The sequence below is a fragment of the Pseudomonadota bacterium genome, assembly GCA_018823285.1.
Lineage (GTDB): Bacteria > Desulfobacterota > Desulfobulbia > Desulfobulbales > JAGXFP01 > JAHJIQ01.
The window spans coordinates 1-17,285 of record JAHJIQ010000020.1 but is presented as its reverse complement, the minus strand read 5'-3'; the positions used below and the strand labels follow the sequence as shown (position 1 = coordinate 17,285).

The following is a 17,285-nucleotide window of genomic DNA, read 5'->3' as shown; positions in this document are numbered from 1 at the left end:
GTTCACCCATACTGTTGACAGAAAAGACATAGATTCAGGCGAACTCCTGATCTTCAACCGGCAGCACCCGCGACACCTGTGGCAAATCGCCTCTTTGCCTGGAAACCCGATACAGTTTTTGATTTTCACACTTTACATCGCCGCCTCCAGGTATTAAAGTAAACGCTAAAATAGGTTGAAGCCGATGCAATCACAGGCAAGACAGGGAGTTCAACCCGGGATCAAACAATTTCCGATCAAATGTCAAAGGTGCCCCGAAATGAAGACGTGGTCAAAAATCACCCTTGTCCTCCTGCTCCTGGCGGTCACACCGGGAATCACAATTGCCTCCGGGCAGAAACCGGAAGACTCCGCGCCGCAGGTCTGGACCGCCCGCAAGGCCGTCTATTACGCACTTCGCAACAACCCGGACAGCGGGATGGCCCGACAACGGCTCAAAGCCGCGCAATCGATGGTGACCATGGAAAAATCGTCGCTCTATCCCCAGCTCGCCTTTTCTTCACGATACAGCCAGACTGACAACCCCATGTATTCTTTCGGCAACATCCTGAACCAGGGGGCGTTTAACTCCACCATTGACTTCAACAACCCCGGCCGGACCGATGATCTCAATATGGGAGTCAGGGTCAATTACCGGCTGTACAACGGCGGTCGGGATCTTGCCGGAATTGAAGGTGCCGAGGCGCACGAAGAAGCTGCGGAGAAAGAGCTCGGAGCGATCCGCGATGAACTCGCCTTCGGGGCGATCCGCACCTTCAACCTGATCATTCAGGCGGAAGGGATCGTCAAAGCGCACCAGACCGCCCTGGAGGCAATCAACACCTCGCTCGCGGTCGCCCAGGCCCGATATAATGAAGGGGTGCTGCTCCGCGCCGATGTCCTCAACCTCGAAGTCCAGCAATCACGGTCTGAAGAAAACCTCATCCAGGCCCAAAACAGCCTGGAGGAGGCCCGGAAGGTTTTTCTGAACCTGATGGGGCTGAAGGAAGGAGTCGTCCAGATCTTTCCGGATATCACCGAAGAGCAGGAGATTCCAAGCGGCAGGACCGCGGAGAACCGTTTTGAGCTTCAGGCTGCCGAAGCAATGGTCCGGGCGGCCGAGGCCAGGTTGAAACAGGCCCAGGGCGGCAGGCTGCCGACCGTCGAGGGATTCGCCGGCTATGATTTCGACCATGGCACGGTCACCGATCATGATGGCGACTCCTGGCTGGCCGGGGTCCAGCTGAGCTACACTCTTTTTGACGGCCGGCGGACCTCGGCTGCGGTCGCAGCGGCCGCGGCATCACTTGCCGAGGCAAAGGAGAGGCTCCGGAAAACCGAACTGGCCATTGAGCTTGAGATCAGAAGGGCGGAACTCGCGGTACACGATGCCGAAACTCGCCTTGCGGTCACCGAAAAAGGGGTTGAGCAGGCAAAGGAAAGCGCTCGAATCTACCGGGCCCGGTTCCGGGAGGGCGAGGTGCTTGCCTCTGATCTGGTCACGGCTGAAAACGGCCTGACCGAAGCGCTCCTGAGAAAAACGGTTGCCGGATCGGCACACAACATAGCCATCGCCGGATTACGAAAGGCCCTGGGGCTTGAACAGTTTCCCGATCTCGACAAAGAAAACCCTGCGGGGAAAGGCTCCTGACCGGGCCCGGACCTGTGAATCCTGTACAGAACATGACAAGCGCATTGAATCCAAGAAACATGTAATGAGGAAGAGAGACTCATGAACAGAATGAAATTTATCGCACTCGCCCTTTGCTCCGTGGTGCTGGGCTTAAGCGGCTGCACTCAGCCGCCGTCGGAGGAACACAAAACCGGGATGCCCGAGCTGCCCGTCGCCAGGGTCACGGTTGTCCAGGTCGCGGCACAGCAGACCATGAGCCAGAATGAGGCTACCGGAACCATCGAGGCCGTCCATCAGGCAACCATTGCCTCCAAGGTCACCGGCACCATCGAGAAGCTGCCGGTGGACCTTGGCTCGACGGTCAAGAAAGGCGATCTCCTGCTCCGGCTCAGCGCCGGTGAAATCAGCGCCAGAGCGGCCCAGGCGGAAGCCCAGCTGGAGCAGGCCCGCCGGAATCTGGAGCGGGAAAAACGCCTTCTTGAAAAAGAGGCGTCCACCCCGGAAACCGTAAAATCCATGGAAGACGGTTTCCGGGTCGCCGAGGCCGCCTACCGTGAAGCGCAGACCATGTTCGGCTACACCACGATCACGGCCCCCTTCGACGGGGTCATTTCCGGAAAAAACATTCAGATCGGCGACCTGGCCACCCCCGGCACCCCGTTACTGGTCATCGAGAACAACCGCAAACTGCAGGTGGTCGCCTCGGTCCCGGAAGAACTGGCGTTGCAGATCAAAATCGGCGACCGGCTGCCGGTAAGGGGCGCCACCGCCGCACCGGACAAAACCGGAGTGGTCAGCGAGATCGCCCCCTCTTCAGACCCGCAGACCAGAACAACGACGGTCAAGCTTAAAATCGAAGATATTTCCGGCCTCCGGCCGGGGCAATATGTCCGCATCGTGCTGCCGGGGGTCTCGGTAAACGCCTATCTGGTCCCCGCGATGGCCATCAGCCGCTACGGCCAGATGGAACGTCTTTTCGTCGTCGAGAACAACCGGGCGATTCTCCGGCTGATCAGGACCGGCGAGAGGGTCGGTTCGCAGGTGGAAATCCTTTCCGGGATCGTTGCCGGAGAGCAGGTCGTTCTCCATGGCAGCAACCAGCTTGTTGACAGACAACCCGTGGAAATAGTGCAATGAAACCATCGATCACTACCGAACAGCATGGTTTTGCCGGGCGGCTCGCCTCCTTTTTTATGGATTCGAAGCTGACCGCGATCGGCATCATCGCCTCTCTCCTGCTCGGGATCATGGCCGTGGTCATGCTCCCCAGGGAAGAAGAACCGCAGATCAAAGTCCCGATGATCGATATCATGGTCGCCATGCCGGGGGCCTCGGCCAAGGAAATCGAGGAGCAGGTCTCCATCCCCATGGAAAAACTGCTGTACGAGATCCCCGGGGTCGAATACATCTACTCCACCTCAATGCCCGGCCGGAGCCTCCTGATTGCCAGGTTTTATGTCGGCGAAAACATGGAGAACGCCATCGTCCGGCTGAACCAGAAACTGGCGACCAATTTCGACCGGATCCCAAGCGGCGTTTCACCACCGCTGGTCAAGCCCCACACCATCGACGACGTCCCGATCCTCGCCCTGACCTTTCACAGCGAGCGGTATGATCATTACACCCTGCGGCGACTGGCGGCGGAGGTTGATGACGCGATCAAAAACATCCAGGAGGTGGCGGAAACCAAGCTGATCGGCGGCACCGTGCGTGAAGTGCGGATTCTCTTCGATCCACTCAAACTTGCCGGCCGCCACCTTGCCGTCGGCGACATTATCCCGCACCTGCAGCAGGCGAACCGGCAGACCGATTCCGGCAATTTATTGTCGCTGAACCGCGAGGTCATCATCCAGACCGGGCAGTTTCTTTCATCCGTGAAAGAGATCGGCCGGCTCGTGGTCGGGGTCTACAAGGGCAGGGCGGTCTACCTGAATGAAGTGGCCGAAATCATTGACGGCCCGCAGGAACCGGCCAACTATGTTCTGCATGGCGAGGGGAACGGCCGGCAGGAAGAAGCGGCGGTGACCCTGTCGGTAGCCAAACGACCGGGGGCCAATGCGGTTCACGTGGTTGAAACCATCCTGAAAAAAATCGACACCCTGAAAGGAACGGTGATCCCCCATGATGTCAGGGTCACCATCACCCGGGATTACGGCGAGACGGCGGCCGAAAAATCAAACGAGCTTCTCCTGCACATGGGGATTGCGGTTTTCGGGGTTGCCCTCCTGATCCTCTTTTTCCTGGGCTGGCGGGAGTCGATCATCGTCATTCTGGCCATCCCTTCAACCCTGGCCCTGACCCTGCTCCTCTTTTACCTTTACGGCTACACCCTGAACCGGATCACCCTCTTCGCCCTGATCTTTTCCATCGGTATCCTGGTGGATGACGCCATCGTCGTGGTCGAGAACATCGTCCGCCATTCCAGGTTGCCGGGCAATGAACAAAGGTCAATGCTCAAGATCGCCGTTGAAGCGGTCAACGAAGTCGGCAATCCGACCATCCTCGCCACCTGGGCGGTGATTGCCGCGATCCTGCCGATGGCCTTCGTCGGCGGCCTGATGGGCCCGTACATGCGCCCGATCCCGATCGGTTCGTCGGCGGCCATGCTTTTTTCCCTGATCATTGCCTTTACCGTGACCCCGTGGGCCGCCATCCGGGTCCTGAAGAAAAAAAGCACCCGATCTGATTCCAGCACTGCCGCGACTCCTGAAGGGATGGCCGACCATGATCATGCCCCGACTGATTTCTTTACCCGCCTCTACCATCTGGTCATGGACCCGCTGCTCGAAAGCTCTCTCTGGCGGGCGGTTTTCTTCGGCGCCATCATCTCGTTGCTGCTGGGCGCCTGCGGCATGGTCTACCTGGGGCTGGTCAAGGTGAAGATGCTGCCCTTCGACAACAAGAGCGAGTTCCAGATCATTCTCGACATGCCGGAGGGGACCAGCCTCGAGCACACCGCCCGGGTGGCCCGGGAAATGGCGGCGGTGGTCGGCCGGGAACCGGAGGTGGTCAATTATCAGGTCTACGCCGGCACCGCCTCACCCTATAATTTCAACGGGCTGGTTCGCCATTACTACATGCGCCAGGGGGCCAATGTCGCCGATATCCAGATTAACCTCCTGCCCAAGGGAGAGCGCAAGGCCCAGAGCCATGACATCGCCAAACGGGTCCGGCCGGAGGTCGCTCTCATTGCCGAAAAATACGGGGCAACCGTAGCGGTGGCCGAAGTGCCGCCGGGGCCGCCGGTTCTCCAGACCCTGGTTGCGGAGATCTACGGGACGTCAGATGCCCAGAGGGTCAAACTTGCCGAACGGGTCAAGGACATCTTCACCTCAACCCCCGGGGTGGTGGATGTCGACTGGTACCGGGAAGCAAACCGCCTAAAAACGGTGATCACCGTCGACAAGGAAAAAGCGGCCTTGAACGGCATCTCCTCCGGGGAAATTTCGACAACCGTCGACCTCGCCTTAAAGGGGCTACCCATTGACCTCTACCATCTCCCCCACGACAAGGAACCGGTCAATATCATCCTTGAACTGCCGCAGGCCCAGCGGGCGAGGATCGACACCATCCTGAATATCCAGCTCCGCTCCGGGATCAATCCGGCAGGGCCCCTGGTTTCACTCCGGGAACTGGTCCATGTGGACCAGGTCGCGGTCGAGCAGCCCATCTACCGGAAAAACCTGAAACCGGTGATCTACGTGACCGGCGATGTGGCGGGGGCGGCGGAAAGCCCGCTCTATGCGATCCTCGAGATGAACAGGGAAATCGGTGGTATCGACGGCACACTGTATGGATCGGATCAGGAGAAAATTGAAGTCTACAACCTGAAGCAGCCGTTCTATGAAATGCAGCCCGCCGTCAAATGGGACGGCGAGTGGCACATCACCCTGGAAGTTTTCCGCGATCTGGGGCTTGCCTTCTGCGCGGTGATGATCCTCATCTACATGCTGATGGTCGGCTGGTTCAAGGATTACTTCGTGCCGCTGGTGGTGATGGCCGCCATCCCCTTTTCATTGATCGGCATCCTCCCGGCCCACTGGGCGATGGGCGCGTTTTTCACCGCCACCTCAATGATCGGCTTCATGGCCGGGGCGGGGATCGTGGTGCGAAACTCGATCATCCTGGTCGACTTTATCGAGCTTCGAATCAGTCACGGCCTGCCGCTGAAGGAAGCGGTGGTCGAGGCCGGGGCCATCCGTTTCCGGCCGATGCTGCTCACCGCACTCGCGGTGGTGGTCGGCGCCTCGGTGATCCTCGCCGACCCGATCTTCCAGGGACTCGCGATCTCGCTCATGTTCGGCGAGATCGCCTCGCTCCTGATCAGCAGAATGGCGGTGCCGGTCCTCTACTTCATGCTGCAGAGACATAAACACGCGGGAGAGAGCGGCTATTGACGGGGATCGGGCCTTCCCCCGAGCGATCAATTTGCGACAACCGACGGCTGACCCGACCGGTGCAGACCGTTGAACATGCATAGCGAAACGCATTCCCCGCAGCTCGAAGTCTCACGCAGTTCGCTATCTGCCGCGGGGAGCTTCAATGATTTTCAGCCCGGGATGCAGCCGGCCGCCATGCTTCTGACCACCGCGGAAAATTTCTCCAGCCGCAGCGGATACCCTGAAGAACCAGCCATTTCCCTGATCCGGGTGACAATGGAGTCGTAGTCACCTTCAGACATTCCGCCGTGGTCTGCGCCCAGGCAGTCACCGATCTCCCTTCTCCCGACCTTGGCGCCGAAAAGCAACAACCTTTCCGCCCGGACCGCCTCGGGAGGAAACGGCTCATAGGTGACCGGCTCCCGCTGAAGACCCTGGAGGTGCAAACCCGTTTCGCAGGCAAAGATGTCGCCGCCGATCACCGGTCGATGTGGTTCGATCCCGGTGCCGACCGCCTCTGCGACCAACCTGCTCAGATCCGGAATCAGGCCGACCTGATAGTGATGATTGCGCTGCAGGGAGAGGAACGCTGCCAGCTCTTCAAGCCGGGCATTACCTGCCCGTTCACCAAGGCCGAGGATGGTCGCGTCGGCCCAGTCGGCGCCGCTGTCAATGGCGGCAATGGAATTGGCGGTGGCCATCCCGAAATCGTTATGCATATGAACGCCGATTTCCACGGCTGAAATCTCTTGTATCCGCCTGACGAGCCCGGCGATCCCGGCCGGACTTGCCACTCCAACCGTGTCGGCGAGCCTGATCCGATCGACCCCGCACCGCGCCGCTTCCCTGACCACGATTCCCACGTAATCGGGATCGGCCCGGGTCGCGTCTTCAAATCCGAGAGAGACAAAAGGGAGCCCCAGTTTTCTTGCATACCCGAGAGACTCTTCAACTTTGGCCAGGACCCATGCCCTCGATTTTCCGAGTTTCTTTTCAAGATGCAGATCCGACACCGGAATGGACAGGGACAAAACGTCCGGCCCGGCCTCTGCGGCAGCGGCGATGTCCTTTTCGTTGCAGCGGCACCAGAGGGCAAGTCGCGCCGGGAGCCGCTCCTCCCGGCATTTCCTGATCAGCAGGGCGGGGGTGGTGTCGTACCTGGTGGCAGTTCCGACCTCGATCTCCTCCACCCCGATCCGGCAGAGCCGTCTGATCATCTCAAGTTTCAGTTCAGGTGAAAAGGAGACCCCGACAGTCTGTTCTCCTTCCCGCAGCGTGCTGTCGATTATTCCCTTCATTTATCCCTCCGCCGCCTCCTTGAAACCCGGGCGCTGACAAAGATCGACGATCTTGCCGCGCCGGGGCGCTCTTCTTTCTCCGGCAACCGATATCGGGTGATCGGTCAGCCACCCCTGGTCGATTCGGCCCTGAACTATGGGCAGCAGGGTATCGGCAAGAGAACGGGCCTCTTCCAGGTCATGGGTGATATGGATCACCGGCAGGGCGAATGTTTTGCTGATCGTTTTCACTTCCTGCCGCAACTTCTGCCGGGAGACCACATCCAGCGCGGAAAACGGTTCGTCCAGCAGCAGGATATCCGGCTCTCTGGCCAGGGCCTGGGCCAGCGCCACCCGCTGCCGCTCGCCCCCGGACAGTTTGCGGGGCTTTCTGTCCCGCAGATGCAGGATATCAAAGAGTTTCAGAAGCTCGGCCACCACCGCATTATCCTTTGCGGCAAAAGCCACGTTCTTCCACACCGTCAGATTCGGGAACAGGGTGTATTCCTGAAAGACATAGCCGAGGTTGCGTTTCTGCGGCGGCAGATTGATCCCCTGCCTGCTGTCGAGCCAGCTCACTTCGTTGAAGGAAATCCGGCCGACATCAGGCTGGTCAAGACCGGCGATGATCCGCATAATGGTAGTTTTGCCGGCTCCCGACGGCCCGACCAGGGCCAGAAATTCACCACTGCCGCACGCAAAGGAGATATTGATATCAAAGCCGGGAAGTGCTTTGACGATATTGACCTTAAGCCCCATGCTCTCCCCTCCTGTTCAAAAGGTTGACCGCAAGTAAAACCAGATAGCTGATGACCACCAGCGCGAGCGACAGCAGCCACGCTTCCCGGTAGCGCAACGCCTCGACATATTCGTAGATCGCGATTGAGGCCACCCGGGTTCTGCCGGGAATACTGCCGCCCACCATCAGGATCACCCCGAACTCTCCCATGGTATGGGCAAAAGCGAGAATCGCCGCCGCCACCAGGCCGTTTACGGTATTGGGCAGAACCACCCTGAAAAAAGCGCCCTTCTTTGAACAGCCAAGAACATAGGCCGATTCCAGGAGCCTCCGGTCGACCCTTTCAAAGGCGGTCTTCAAGGGCTGGAAGGCGTAGGGCAAACTGTGGGCCATCGCCGCAATCACGATGCCGGTAAAGGTAAAAACCAGGGGTGCGCCGGTCAGGTTCTCCCAGGATCTGCCGATCACCCCCTCCGGACCCATGACGATCAGGAGAAAAAAACCAAGGACCGTCGGCGGCAGCACCAGCGGCAGACCGATCAACGATTCGATCAGAAACCTGCCCCGGACCGGGTTAAAGACCAGCCAGCAGGTCAGCGGCGCGGCAATGATCAGGAGAACAACGGTGCTGATCAGGGCGAGCTTCGCGGAAAGATATAAAGGGGTCAGGTCCATGGGTTCCTTCGTGAATGCAAAATTAAAAATCACAACTTTCCGAGGTTGGCTAATCTCCCGATAATAAAGGGGTTTCGGCGATTTGTTAGTGCATGTGTTCCACAAGTAGCCAGAAGCCAGGAGAATAGCTTAAAGCTGAGTTGAGCAGCTTGTCTGCTCGTACGAAACTTATACCCGAAGGGTGAAAAGCTTAAGTTGAGCAGCTGGTCTGCTCTTACCGATTAGTTAAGTTAAGCAGCGTGCCTGCTTATACGAAACTTATGCCCTCTGGGCGAAAGCGAGCCTGCGAGACATCGAGACTTATACTCAAGGGGGTACTGAAGTGAGTACCCGAAGGGTGAAAAAATAAGTCATTCTGGCTTCTGGCTACTGGCTTCTGAATTCTCATCATGGAATGTCACTCCGACTCTGAACCATTTTATAACAGCAAATCAACGCCATAAGACATGTCGGAAAGTTGAGTAAAAATGATTTGCTGGAGTGAAGCGGTCCCGGCTTTCGCATTGTGCATTTTGCATTTTACATTTTGCATTTTGCATTTTGCATTCTTCCCTCACCGGTAGCCGAATTCATGTAGTACGGTGCGGCCCGTTTCACCGCGCATGAATTCGAGAAAATCACGCGCCGCCTCTTCATTGTCTCCGCCTGTGACCACGCAACCCTTCTGCACGATTTTCGGAGCCTCCGGCACCCGCCAGAAGAATCCCGGCCTGCCCTTCTCCGACAAGGCGAGGGACAAGGCGATCAAGCCGAGGTCGGTGCTGCCGTGCACTGCAAACTGAAAGGCCTGGGCCACGTTCTGCCCGTAGACCAGCCTGTCCCTGAGCCTCGGCAGAAAACCTTTCTCTTCAAGCGCCGCAAAAGCTGCGGCGCCATACGGCGCAGTCTCCGGAGTTGAAACGGAGATCCTCCTGACTCCTTCGTTCAGAATGACCTGCTGCCAGTTCTCTGCATCGGCGAACGACCGGTTTCCGGTCCAGAGCACAACTTCTCCGGTGGCATAGACAAAAGATTCCGCGCACACCCCCTCTTCGGCGAGAAGTTCCGGTCTGCGCGCGTCCGCAGCCAGAAAGAGATCGTAGGGAGCGCCCTTTTTGATCTGGGCATACAGTTTGCCGGTCGAGGAATACACCGTCTCCACCCTGCTCCCGGTTTCCGCGTGATAAACCTCGGAGATTTTTTCCATCGCCCCCATGAAGTTTGCCGCCGTCGCGATCATCACCACCTGCCGCTCCGCCGCCGCAAGGGGGAAAGCGCACAAGATGACCCAAACAACCGCTATCGGAATGGCAGGGATCTTCATGGTTTTTGTCAGACACCAATTCCTTTAATCGGCCCCTCGTAAAGAACCGCTTCAATCCCCAGTTTCTTCAGTTCCTCGCTCGGCTTTTCACCGATCTTTGTACAATAGACCTTTTCGCACCCGACCAGATTCTCAGCAATCTGCGAAAATCGCTCCGGGTTGAAGTCATGGCTCGTATCCCCGTCGGACAGAGGATGCGACACCCGGTTGGCCAGAAGCAGCCGGGTGCCACCTTCAACCTCATAGATCAGAAACCGGGCCGCCCGTCCGAAATGCTCATCCACATTCATCCCATCCGTCGAAACAATCGCTACCTGCATCACATTTTCTCCTTTATTTTTACCCTTACGAGTCACTCACACCCTTCGCCACGCTCAGGAATTACCGCTCAGAAAACTCCACCACCCGAGCCGCCCCCCCCTGCGGACAAGCCTCATATTTCACATGTCGAGGAGGCGAATATCCAAGGAAGAAGGTGTCCGGCCATCCACCCGGATGCCGAACACCTGATGACGCAGCAGATTCGCCTCCCCGGCTTGTGAAATCAGCTGCAGCCGGAGCCGGTGCCCGAGCACCCGCCCTCGGCGCACGATTTCCGGCGCCCTTTATAGGCATTGACCTCCCGGCCTGCATAGATCGCTTCCAACCCTTCTTCGATAAAGCCGTTCATCACCGCCACCTTCACCCCGGACTCTTGCAGCAGGGTTGCCGGGGTCTCGCCGATATTGCTGGTCAGCAGCGCCCGGCAATCGCCGAGGAGTCTGGTCAAGGCGGTCCAGCGGCGCACGCCGCCACCCGCTTCGGGGGTCTCCCGCTCGGCGACCAGCCGGAAGGAGTCACCCTGCTGTTCCCAGATCTGCAGTTTTTCCGCCTCGCCGAGATGCTGATTGACCAGCACCCCCTCGTTGGTCGAGACCGCCACGTAGGGTCGGGTGACTCCCTCGATCTTCGGCAGGGTCGCGCAGGCCGACAGACAGCCCCGAAACTCCTCGGTCTTATCATCATCAAGAAGCCCCACCGCATCGGCCCGGCAGCGGGTGCAGTGCCGCATCTGGGGCAGGTATTTCTCAGCCACATTGCGAATCCCGGCCATCTGCTCTTTCCCCGGCTGGGGCAGTTCACCAAACGGAGTGCCGACATTGGGGAACATCGCCATGCAGTTCAACAGGTCCGCCCCCAGCTCCTTCATTTTGGCGGCAATCGCCTCCACATGCTGGTCATTGATCCCCGGAATAACGATGGTGTTGATCTTGACGGTGATCCCGAATTTTTTCAGTTTGGCAATGGCCGCCAATTGTCGTTCAAGCAACAGCGTTGCTCCCTGGACCCCGTGGTAAACGATCTTGCCGTCTTTGATGAAGCTGTAGATCTTCGCCCCGATCGAAGGATCGACCGCGTTCACCGTAATCGTCACATGGGAGACATTCAGTTCGGCCAGCTCCTCGATATAGGGCCCGATACCCATCCCGTTTGAGGCGAGGCAGAGAATGGTTTCCGGGAACTTCCCGCTGATCAGCCGCATGGTGGTCATGGTCTCTTCCGGGTTGGCAAAAGGATCGCCCGGTCCGGCAATCCCGGCCACCGAGATCCGCGGCTCTTTATCGAGGACCTTCTCCATATAGACCAGGGCCTGGTCGGGGGAAAGAATGGTGCTGGTCACTCCGGGCCGCGATTCGTTGACGCAGTCGTATTTGCGGTTGCAGAAGTTGCACTGGATATTGCATTTCGGCGCCACCGGCAGATGGACCCGACCATATTGCCCCTTGATTTTCGCATTAAAACAAGGATGTCTGGAGTAGTCTTTGACCGGCTGAGAGTTTGTGGTTGTCATGGTGTCCTCTTTGCGGGGCTGAAGTTAAAAGTGAAGAGTTCAAAATTAAAAGTTAAAAGGAGTCGGGGATACGGTTCGAACGGTTTGAACGTTTTTCACATATACGAGTAGCCGACCGGTGACGAATCCTGCTTCACCTGGATCATTGCGTTGGCGATCCGGTCGAAGAGATGTTGCGCGCCCTCGTAACCGATATGGAGGATGCGCTGGCCGCCGACCCGGTCATGGATCGGGAAGCCGACCCGGATCAGGGGGATGGCAAGCTTTCTGGCCAGCGGGTAGCCCTTGGAATGGCCGATGATCAGGTCAGGCGCAAGCTCCGTTGCCCGACTCTCGATTTCGTGGAAATCGATATCATCATAGGTCTCCGGCGCGACTTCGCAGAGGCCGTCGGTGACCGCGGCCACCGCTTCTTTTAATCTGCCGCTTTTGCCGCCGGAGGCGCAGAGTACCGGCTGGACCCCGATCTCGGCGAGAAACCCGGCCAGGGCGACCACCAGATCCTCTTCGCCGTAAACAACCGCTTTTTTGCCGAACACATACTTGTGACCGTCAACCAGGCTGTCGATCAACCGGCCCCGCGCTCCGGCATAACGGGCCGGGGTCGCTTTGCCGGACAATCCTGCCAGCGCTGCAAAAAAGCGGTCGGTGGCGGCAACCCCGATCGGCATGGTCAGCCGCTGCTTTCCGACTCCGAAGCTCTTTTCCAGAAAAGTGCCGCCGCTCTCCTTGTCACTGATCGTCGAACCGAACTCGATGGTTGCGGCAGCTCCGCCCATGGTGCGGATCTCACCCAGCGGGGTGCCGCCGGCAGGAATCAGCTGATACTCGTCGAGGGCCGGGCCGTCCAGGGTATCGGAGATATCCGGCAGCACGGTGGCGGAAAGCGCAAAGGCCGCCAGCACTTCTTTCAAGTAGCGAAGATCGGCCGGAGACAAAAAACCGGGCAGAATATTCACCCGGCCGTTCGGCGGGGTCTCTTCGCAGAGGGTCGCAAGCACGCTCAACACCGCCGCGTGAAAGCCCTCCATATGGGTTCCCGAATAACTGGGGGTCGAGACCTTGACCAGGATCGGCATTTTTGCCGACTCTCCCGCTTCTTTCCGATACTCATGGACGATCAGGTTCAGATCATCGCCGATGGTCTCGGTCAGACAGGTGGTGGCGATCCCGATCATCTGCGGCTGGTATTTGTCGGTGACGTTTTTTAAGCCCTGCTTCAGATTCGCACCGCCGCCGTAGATCGCGTTTTTTTCGCCCAGGGATGAGGAGGCGATATCGATCGGTTCGTTGAAATGACTGATGATATACCGCCGCATATAGGTGGCGCACCCCTGTGAGCCGTGCAGATAGGGAACACTCCCCTCAATCCCGCGAAAGGCCAGACACGCCCCCAGAGGCTTGCAGAGTTTGCAGGCATTGGTCGTCGAAACATACTTCGGGAGCAGCCCCCGGCCGCCAACCGGCCGGGGGCTTTTGGGGGGATGAGGATGAGGAAGGGTCGTGGTTTCGCGATGGAGAATGGTTTCAGTTGCCATGGGATAATTTCCTTTATAATTCCGCACTGCGGGCGGAGTCGAAATTCTGCAGCGCCGTTTTCTGGTTCAGCTTGCGGGGCACCAGTCGCCAGACCGGACTCATCACCGATCCGTAAACCTCCTTGGCGAAGTTCATCATCCCCGCAAAACCGGCCAGCATCTCTTTTCGTTCGTGATTGTGGTCGCAGAAGGCGATCCCGAGTTTATAGGCGATCGGCCGCTCCTTGACCCCGCCGACGAAGATATCGACCTCCTTTTCCTGCAGGAAGCTCGACAGCTCCAGGGGGTTTGCGTCATCAACGATGATCGTGCCGTCGTCGGTGATCTCCTGCAACTCCTGGTAATCCTCCTTGGTGCCGGTCTGGGAGCCGACCATCACCACCTGCATCCCGAGATGACGAAAGGCCTTGACCAGCGAAAAGGCCTTGAACGCGCCGCCCACGTATATCGCGGCTTTCTTGCCGGTCAAGGCGGCACGGTATTTCTTCAAGGTCGGGACCAGGATTTCCAGCTCCTGCCGCACGATCTCTTTAGCCCGTTCAAGCATCTGTCGATCGCCGAAATGATTGGCCACCGCATAGAGAGATTCGGCCATGTCCTCGATCCCGAAATAGGAGACCCGGATCACCGGCGTCCCGTATTTTTCCTTCATCAGGTTGGCGAGGATCATGGTCGCCCCGGAACACTGGACCACGTTCAAGGCCGCGCCGTGGGCTCGTTTGATATCATCGACCCGGCCGTCGCCGGTGATGTTCGCCACCACTTCGACCCCCATCCGCTTGAAGTACTCGCGGATCAGCCAGATCTCGCCGGCCAGGTTGAAATCGCCCAGAATATTGATCGAGTGTTTTGCGATGTTCGCGATCTCACCGGTCCCGACCAGCCGGAACATGGCATTACAGGCCGCTTCATATCCGGCGCGCTTGTTACCCTTGAACCCTTCCGACTGGACCGGCAGCACCGGGATCCCCTTTTCTGCCGCAACCTTTTTACAGACCGCTTCGAGATCGTCACCGATGATCCCGACAATGCAGGTTGAGTAAACAAAGGCCGCCTTCGGCTGATAGCGGTCGATCAACTCATTCAGGGCGTCATGGAGCTTCTGCTCACCGCCGAAGATGACGTCTTTTTCCTGGAGATCAGTGGAGAATGACAAACGGTGCAGTTCCGGCCCGGAGGACAAAGCCCCGCGAATATCCCAGGTATAGACCGCGCAGCCGATCGGCCCGTGGACCAGATGCACGGCATCGGCAATCGGATAGAGAACCACCCGCGAACCGCAGAACACACAGGCCCGCTGACTCACCGCGCCGGCCAGGCTTTCCTTGTCGCACTCGATGGCAAAGGGCTTTCTCCCCTTGCGGTGGATCTGGTTCTGCCGTTCTGCAAATATCTGTTCCGCCATGACCGCCTCACAGGTTGGTTGTTGATTTGCAAACCTGTAAGAGCAAGCCCTGTGCCAGCGCAACACTTAAAGAATTTATTCAGTTATTCCGGGTAGATATCGCGGGAAGACGGCTTTCAGAATTGATCAGCAAGGGGCCGCGCCCACTCCCCCTGTCGGGTTGTTTACAATAATGAACGGAATGGGACAAAATTGAAGGGCGCCAGTGAAAACTGGGCGGGATTAAAAGGGATGGTCGGCATTTCCAACCCAGAGTGGTCCGCTTGTTATCCAAGGTGTCGCCGGAACTCGGAACTCTCCCCGAAACACCCATAACCTTAAGTTCACACCTCATCTCGACCACAAACCTATTGTTGACAATCGGCACACATGGTGAGACAATAGTCGTACGATGAAATATTTTAACTGGAATACAGAAAAAAATGAGAAGTTGCGAGAAGACCGCGGAGTCTCGTTCGAGGAAGCAGTTTTTGCTATTGAACAAGGGCAATTGCTTGATATTCTTGAACATCCAAACAAAGAGCAATATGAAAACCAAATGATATTCGTAGTCAAAATATTCAACTATGTGTGGCTGATTCCTTTTGTCGAGGATGAAAATGAGGTTTTTTTAAAGACCATCATCCCCAGCAGAAAAGCAACAAGGCAATATTTACATGGAGGCGGAGACAATGATTGATTTCACGGCAGAAGAAAAAGAATTACTGGAGTCATTTGAAAAAAATGAGTGGAAACCAATCAAAGGGAAAACGAAGAAGGTGTCTCTCTATCAGCAGATAGCAGTGTCCACTTTCAAAAAAGACAGCCGGGTAAATATTCGTATGTCCAGCAAAGACATTCATGCGATCCAGGTAAAAGCATTGGAGGAAGGCATTCCCTACCAAACCCTGATTTCCAGCATTCTTCACAAATATGTAGCTGGAAAATTGAAGGAAAAAGAACTTTAACCAATACATCAAACGGGCCTGCCAGGCCTGCAGCACAGCCGCCCCTGTCACAGGATAGTCAACAGTTCTATTCGTCCTTCAAGAACAATTTCAAATTTGATCGGCTGATCAGCCACATCGAGAACCGTCCTGATCCCGTATTGATCCGCTCTGATCTCCCTTTGCTGGATCAGCGGCTCAACCCCTTCGCGGACAATCGCCGCGATTCCTCCGGAACCGGTGAGCAACTGACGCAGGTTTCGATAACTGGCAATGTCGGAAACCAGAAAATCGATGCCAACAGATTCCCGATATTCACCAAAGCGCAGCGCGATCGCTGTCCCGCCTGCAAACAGACAACCATTCTCTCTTAAGAGCGGGCCGTTCAGGGCCTTGAGGGCAAATGCAATTTTCTGATGATGCGGTCGCTTAAACATCGCCATCAATTTGTGCATTAAAGCCCAGCTGCAATGCATCTATCAGTTGCTGTTCATGCGGTTCCAGAGCATTCAGATCCAGATGCCGCCAGTTTCTCCTGTAGATATCCAATGCTTCGGCTGGGGTCAACGCATCAACACCCTGCACCTGCCATGCGAGTTTCTTCAGTTGCGGGTATTCATCCAATTGAATTCGGGCCGGGATCATGCCGTCACGATTATCAGGGGGCAGAAAATCAGCGTCTTCAATGACACCGAAATCAAGGCCCAGGGCTGTTGCCGCATTAAGATAAGCCCCTATCGTTACCGAGGCTTCCCCTTTTTCAATTCGATGCAAAGTGACCCGGGACATCCCCGCAGCCTCCGCCAGGGTGGTTGCATTGATGCGCATGGCCTTGCGCTGGGTGCGAATCCGGCTTCCCAGCGCAGCGAGCATGTCGGCAGCTTTTTTTGATATGTTTGGTGCTTTTGCTGGCATAGTGATTCTCATTATATGCAAACAACACTATTTGTCAACAATGAGAAACGTTTTACCGGCAACCAAGGTGGCAAAACGTTGTTTCGGATTAATTGTCGAAGCGAGATATTGAAGAGATACTTTCAGTTGAGTATTAGGGACGAGACAGCCAGTTGGCAATCAACCCGCTGCCTGCCTCAATCGCCTTGAACCTGATGGAGACTGGTGCGGTGCAAGACACCGACACACGAGCAAGAAATACCGAGTGCTGGGAAAGAAGCTTTGATCACTGTGATGGAGAACTCTGCACATAACCTTCCCAAGAGGGAAAAATGGTTTTCCCATCCCTAGGGAGAAGAGTATGTCTTGACAAGGGCCTTTTAATGGATGACCCCTTTGTTGAACAAGGTGATGATCGTCAGAAGCATGCCCACCCTCACCATTGAACAACTGGTCATCCTGATCGGGGGCCTAGTTGTCGCCTTGACCCTGTTTCTCTGGCTGCGGTTCAGGAACCTGAAAAAGAAAAATCGAGTTTTTGGCGGATGTTTACCAATAGGTTCACCTTCCGCCTATTCCAATAGGTACGGAAGCCAGCCTATTCCAATAGGTAGGGCTTCCGCCTATTCTAATAGGTAAGGAAGACCACCTATCACGATTCACCCGTTCGCAACAGATGAGCAAAAAACCCAACAGATTGCTTGAT

General features: G+C 56.8%; 15 protein-coding genes. 5 read left to right on the top strand and 10 right to left on the bottom strand.

The window, feature by feature from the left end:
* Window positions 1–259 precede the first annotated feature (259 nt).
* The 3 genes from KKG35_06480 to KKG35_06470 all read left to right on the top strand — a co-directional run bounded on the left by KKG35_06480 (window position 260) and on the right by KKG35_06470 (window position 6,009).
* Entirely contained in the window at window positions 260–1,630 is a 1,371-nt protein-coding gene (locus KKG35_06480; protein MBU1737770.1) for a TolC family protein, read from the top strand.
* Window positions 1,631–1,711: 81 nt separating this feature from the next.
* Window positions 1,712–2,749 (top strand): efflux RND transporter periplasmic adaptor subunit, encoded by a 1,038-nt coding sequence (locus tag KKG35_06475; GenBank protein ID MBU1737769.1) that lies wholly within the window; start codon window positions 1,712–1,714, stop codon window positions 2,747–2,749.
* A complete protein-coding gene (locus KKG35_06470) occupies window positions 2,746–6,009 on the top strand; it encodes an efflux RND transporter permease subunit (protein MBU1737768.1) in 3,264 nt (1,087 codons plus the stop codon). The genes KKG35_06475 and KKG35_06470 overlap by 4 nt, the downstream gene beginning before the upstream one ends.
* 152 nt (window positions 6,010–6,161) lie before the next feature.
* Here KKG35_06470 and KKG35_06465 read toward each other — a convergent pair whose 3' ends face one another.
* The 8 genes from KKG35_06465 to nifE form a co-directional block, all read right to left on the bottom strand.
* Window positions 6,162–7,289, bottom strand: coding sequence for a pyruvate carboxyltransferase (locus KKG35_06465; GenBank protein MBU1737767.1), 1,128 nt, complete (start codon window positions 7,287–7,289; stop codon window positions 6,162–6,164).
* Window positions 7,290–8,027: an ATP-binding cassette domain-containing protein gene (locus KKG35_06460; GenBank protein ID MBU1737766.1), complete on the bottom strand. Its 738-nt coding sequence runs from the start codon at window positions 8,025–8,027 to the stop codon at window positions 7,290–7,292.
* Entirely contained in the window at window positions 8,017–8,682 is a 666-nt protein-coding gene (gene modB, locus KKG35_06455; protein ID MBU1737765.1) for a molybdate ABC transporter permease subunit, read from the bottom strand. The genes KKG35_06460 and modB overlap by 11 nt, the downstream gene beginning before the upstream one ends.
* Before the next feature lie 553 nt (window positions 8,683–9,235).
* The gene (gene modA, locus KKG35_06450) at window positions 9,236–9,985 is read right to left on the bottom strand and encodes a molybdate ABC transporter substrate-binding protein (protein MBU1737764.1); all 750 of its coding nucleotides are present in this window, start codon (window positions 9,983–9,985) and stop codon (window positions 9,236–9,238) included.
* Window positions 9,986–9,993: 8 nt separating this feature from the next.
* Window positions 9,994–10,305 carry a dinitrogenase iron-molybdenum cofactor biosynthesis protein gene (locus KKG35_06445; protein MBU1737763.1) on the bottom strand — a complete coding sequence of 104 codons (312 nt, stop codon included), beginning with the start codon at window positions 10,303–10,305 and terminating at the stop codon, window positions 9,994–9,996.
* A 224-nt stretch (window positions 10,306–10,529) separates the two neighbouring features.
* Complete coding sequence (locus tag KKG35_06440; GenBank protein MBU1737762.1) at window positions 10,530–11,816, bottom strand: radical SAM protein; 1,287 nt, start codon at window positions 11,814–11,816, stop codon at window positions 10,530–10,532.
* Window positions 11,817–11,911: 95 nt separating this feature from the next.
* A complete protein-coding gene (locus tag KKG35_06435) occupies window positions 11,912–13,354 on the bottom strand; it encodes a nitrogenase (GenBank protein MBU1737761.1) in 1,443 nt (480 codons plus the stop codon).
* A 13-nt stretch (window positions 13,355–13,367) separates the two neighbouring features.
* Window positions 13,368–14,759, bottom strand: coding sequence for a nitrogenase iron-molybdenum cofactor biosynthesis protein NifE (gene nifE, locus KKG35_06430; GenBank protein MBU1737760.1), 1,392 nt, complete (start codon window positions 14,757–14,759; stop codon window positions 13,368–13,370).
* Between the two features lie 391 nt (window positions 14,760–15,150).
* Here nifE and KKG35_06425 point away from each other — a divergent pair, with 391 nt between their 5' ends.
* Together KKG35_06425 and KKG35_06420 are read left to right on the top strand one after the other, a co-directional pair.
* Window positions 15,151–15,438, top strand: a complete 288-nt coding sequence (locus KKG35_06425; protein ID MBU1737759.1) for a BrnT family toxin — start codon at window positions 15,151–15,153, stop codon at window positions 15,436–15,438.
* Window positions 15,431–15,706 (top strand): antitoxin, encoded by a 276-nt coding sequence (locus tag KKG35_06420; protein MBU1737758.1) that lies wholly within the window; start codon window positions 15,431–15,433, stop codon window positions 15,704–15,706. The genes KKG35_06425 and KKG35_06420 overlap by 8 nt, the downstream gene beginning before the upstream one ends.
* Window positions 15,707–15,753: 47 nt before the next feature.
* On the opposite strand, the gene KKG35_06415 is transcribed toward KKG35_06420, so the two are convergent.
* The gene (locus tag KKG35_06415; protein MBU1737757.1) at window positions 15,754–16,122 is read right to left on the bottom strand and encodes a nucleotidyl transferase AbiEii/AbiGii toxin family protein; all 369 of its coding nucleotides are present in this window, start codon (window positions 16,120–16,122) and stop codon (window positions 15,754–15,756) included.
* Complete coding sequence (locus tag KKG35_06410; GenBank protein ID MBU1737756.1) at window positions 16,115–16,600, bottom strand: helix-turn-helix domain-containing protein; 486 nt, start codon at window positions 16,598–16,600, stop codon at window positions 16,115–16,117. The genes KKG35_06415 and KKG35_06410 overlap by 8 nt, the downstream gene beginning before the upstream one ends.
* Window positions 16,601–17,285: the final 685 nt, after the last annotated feature.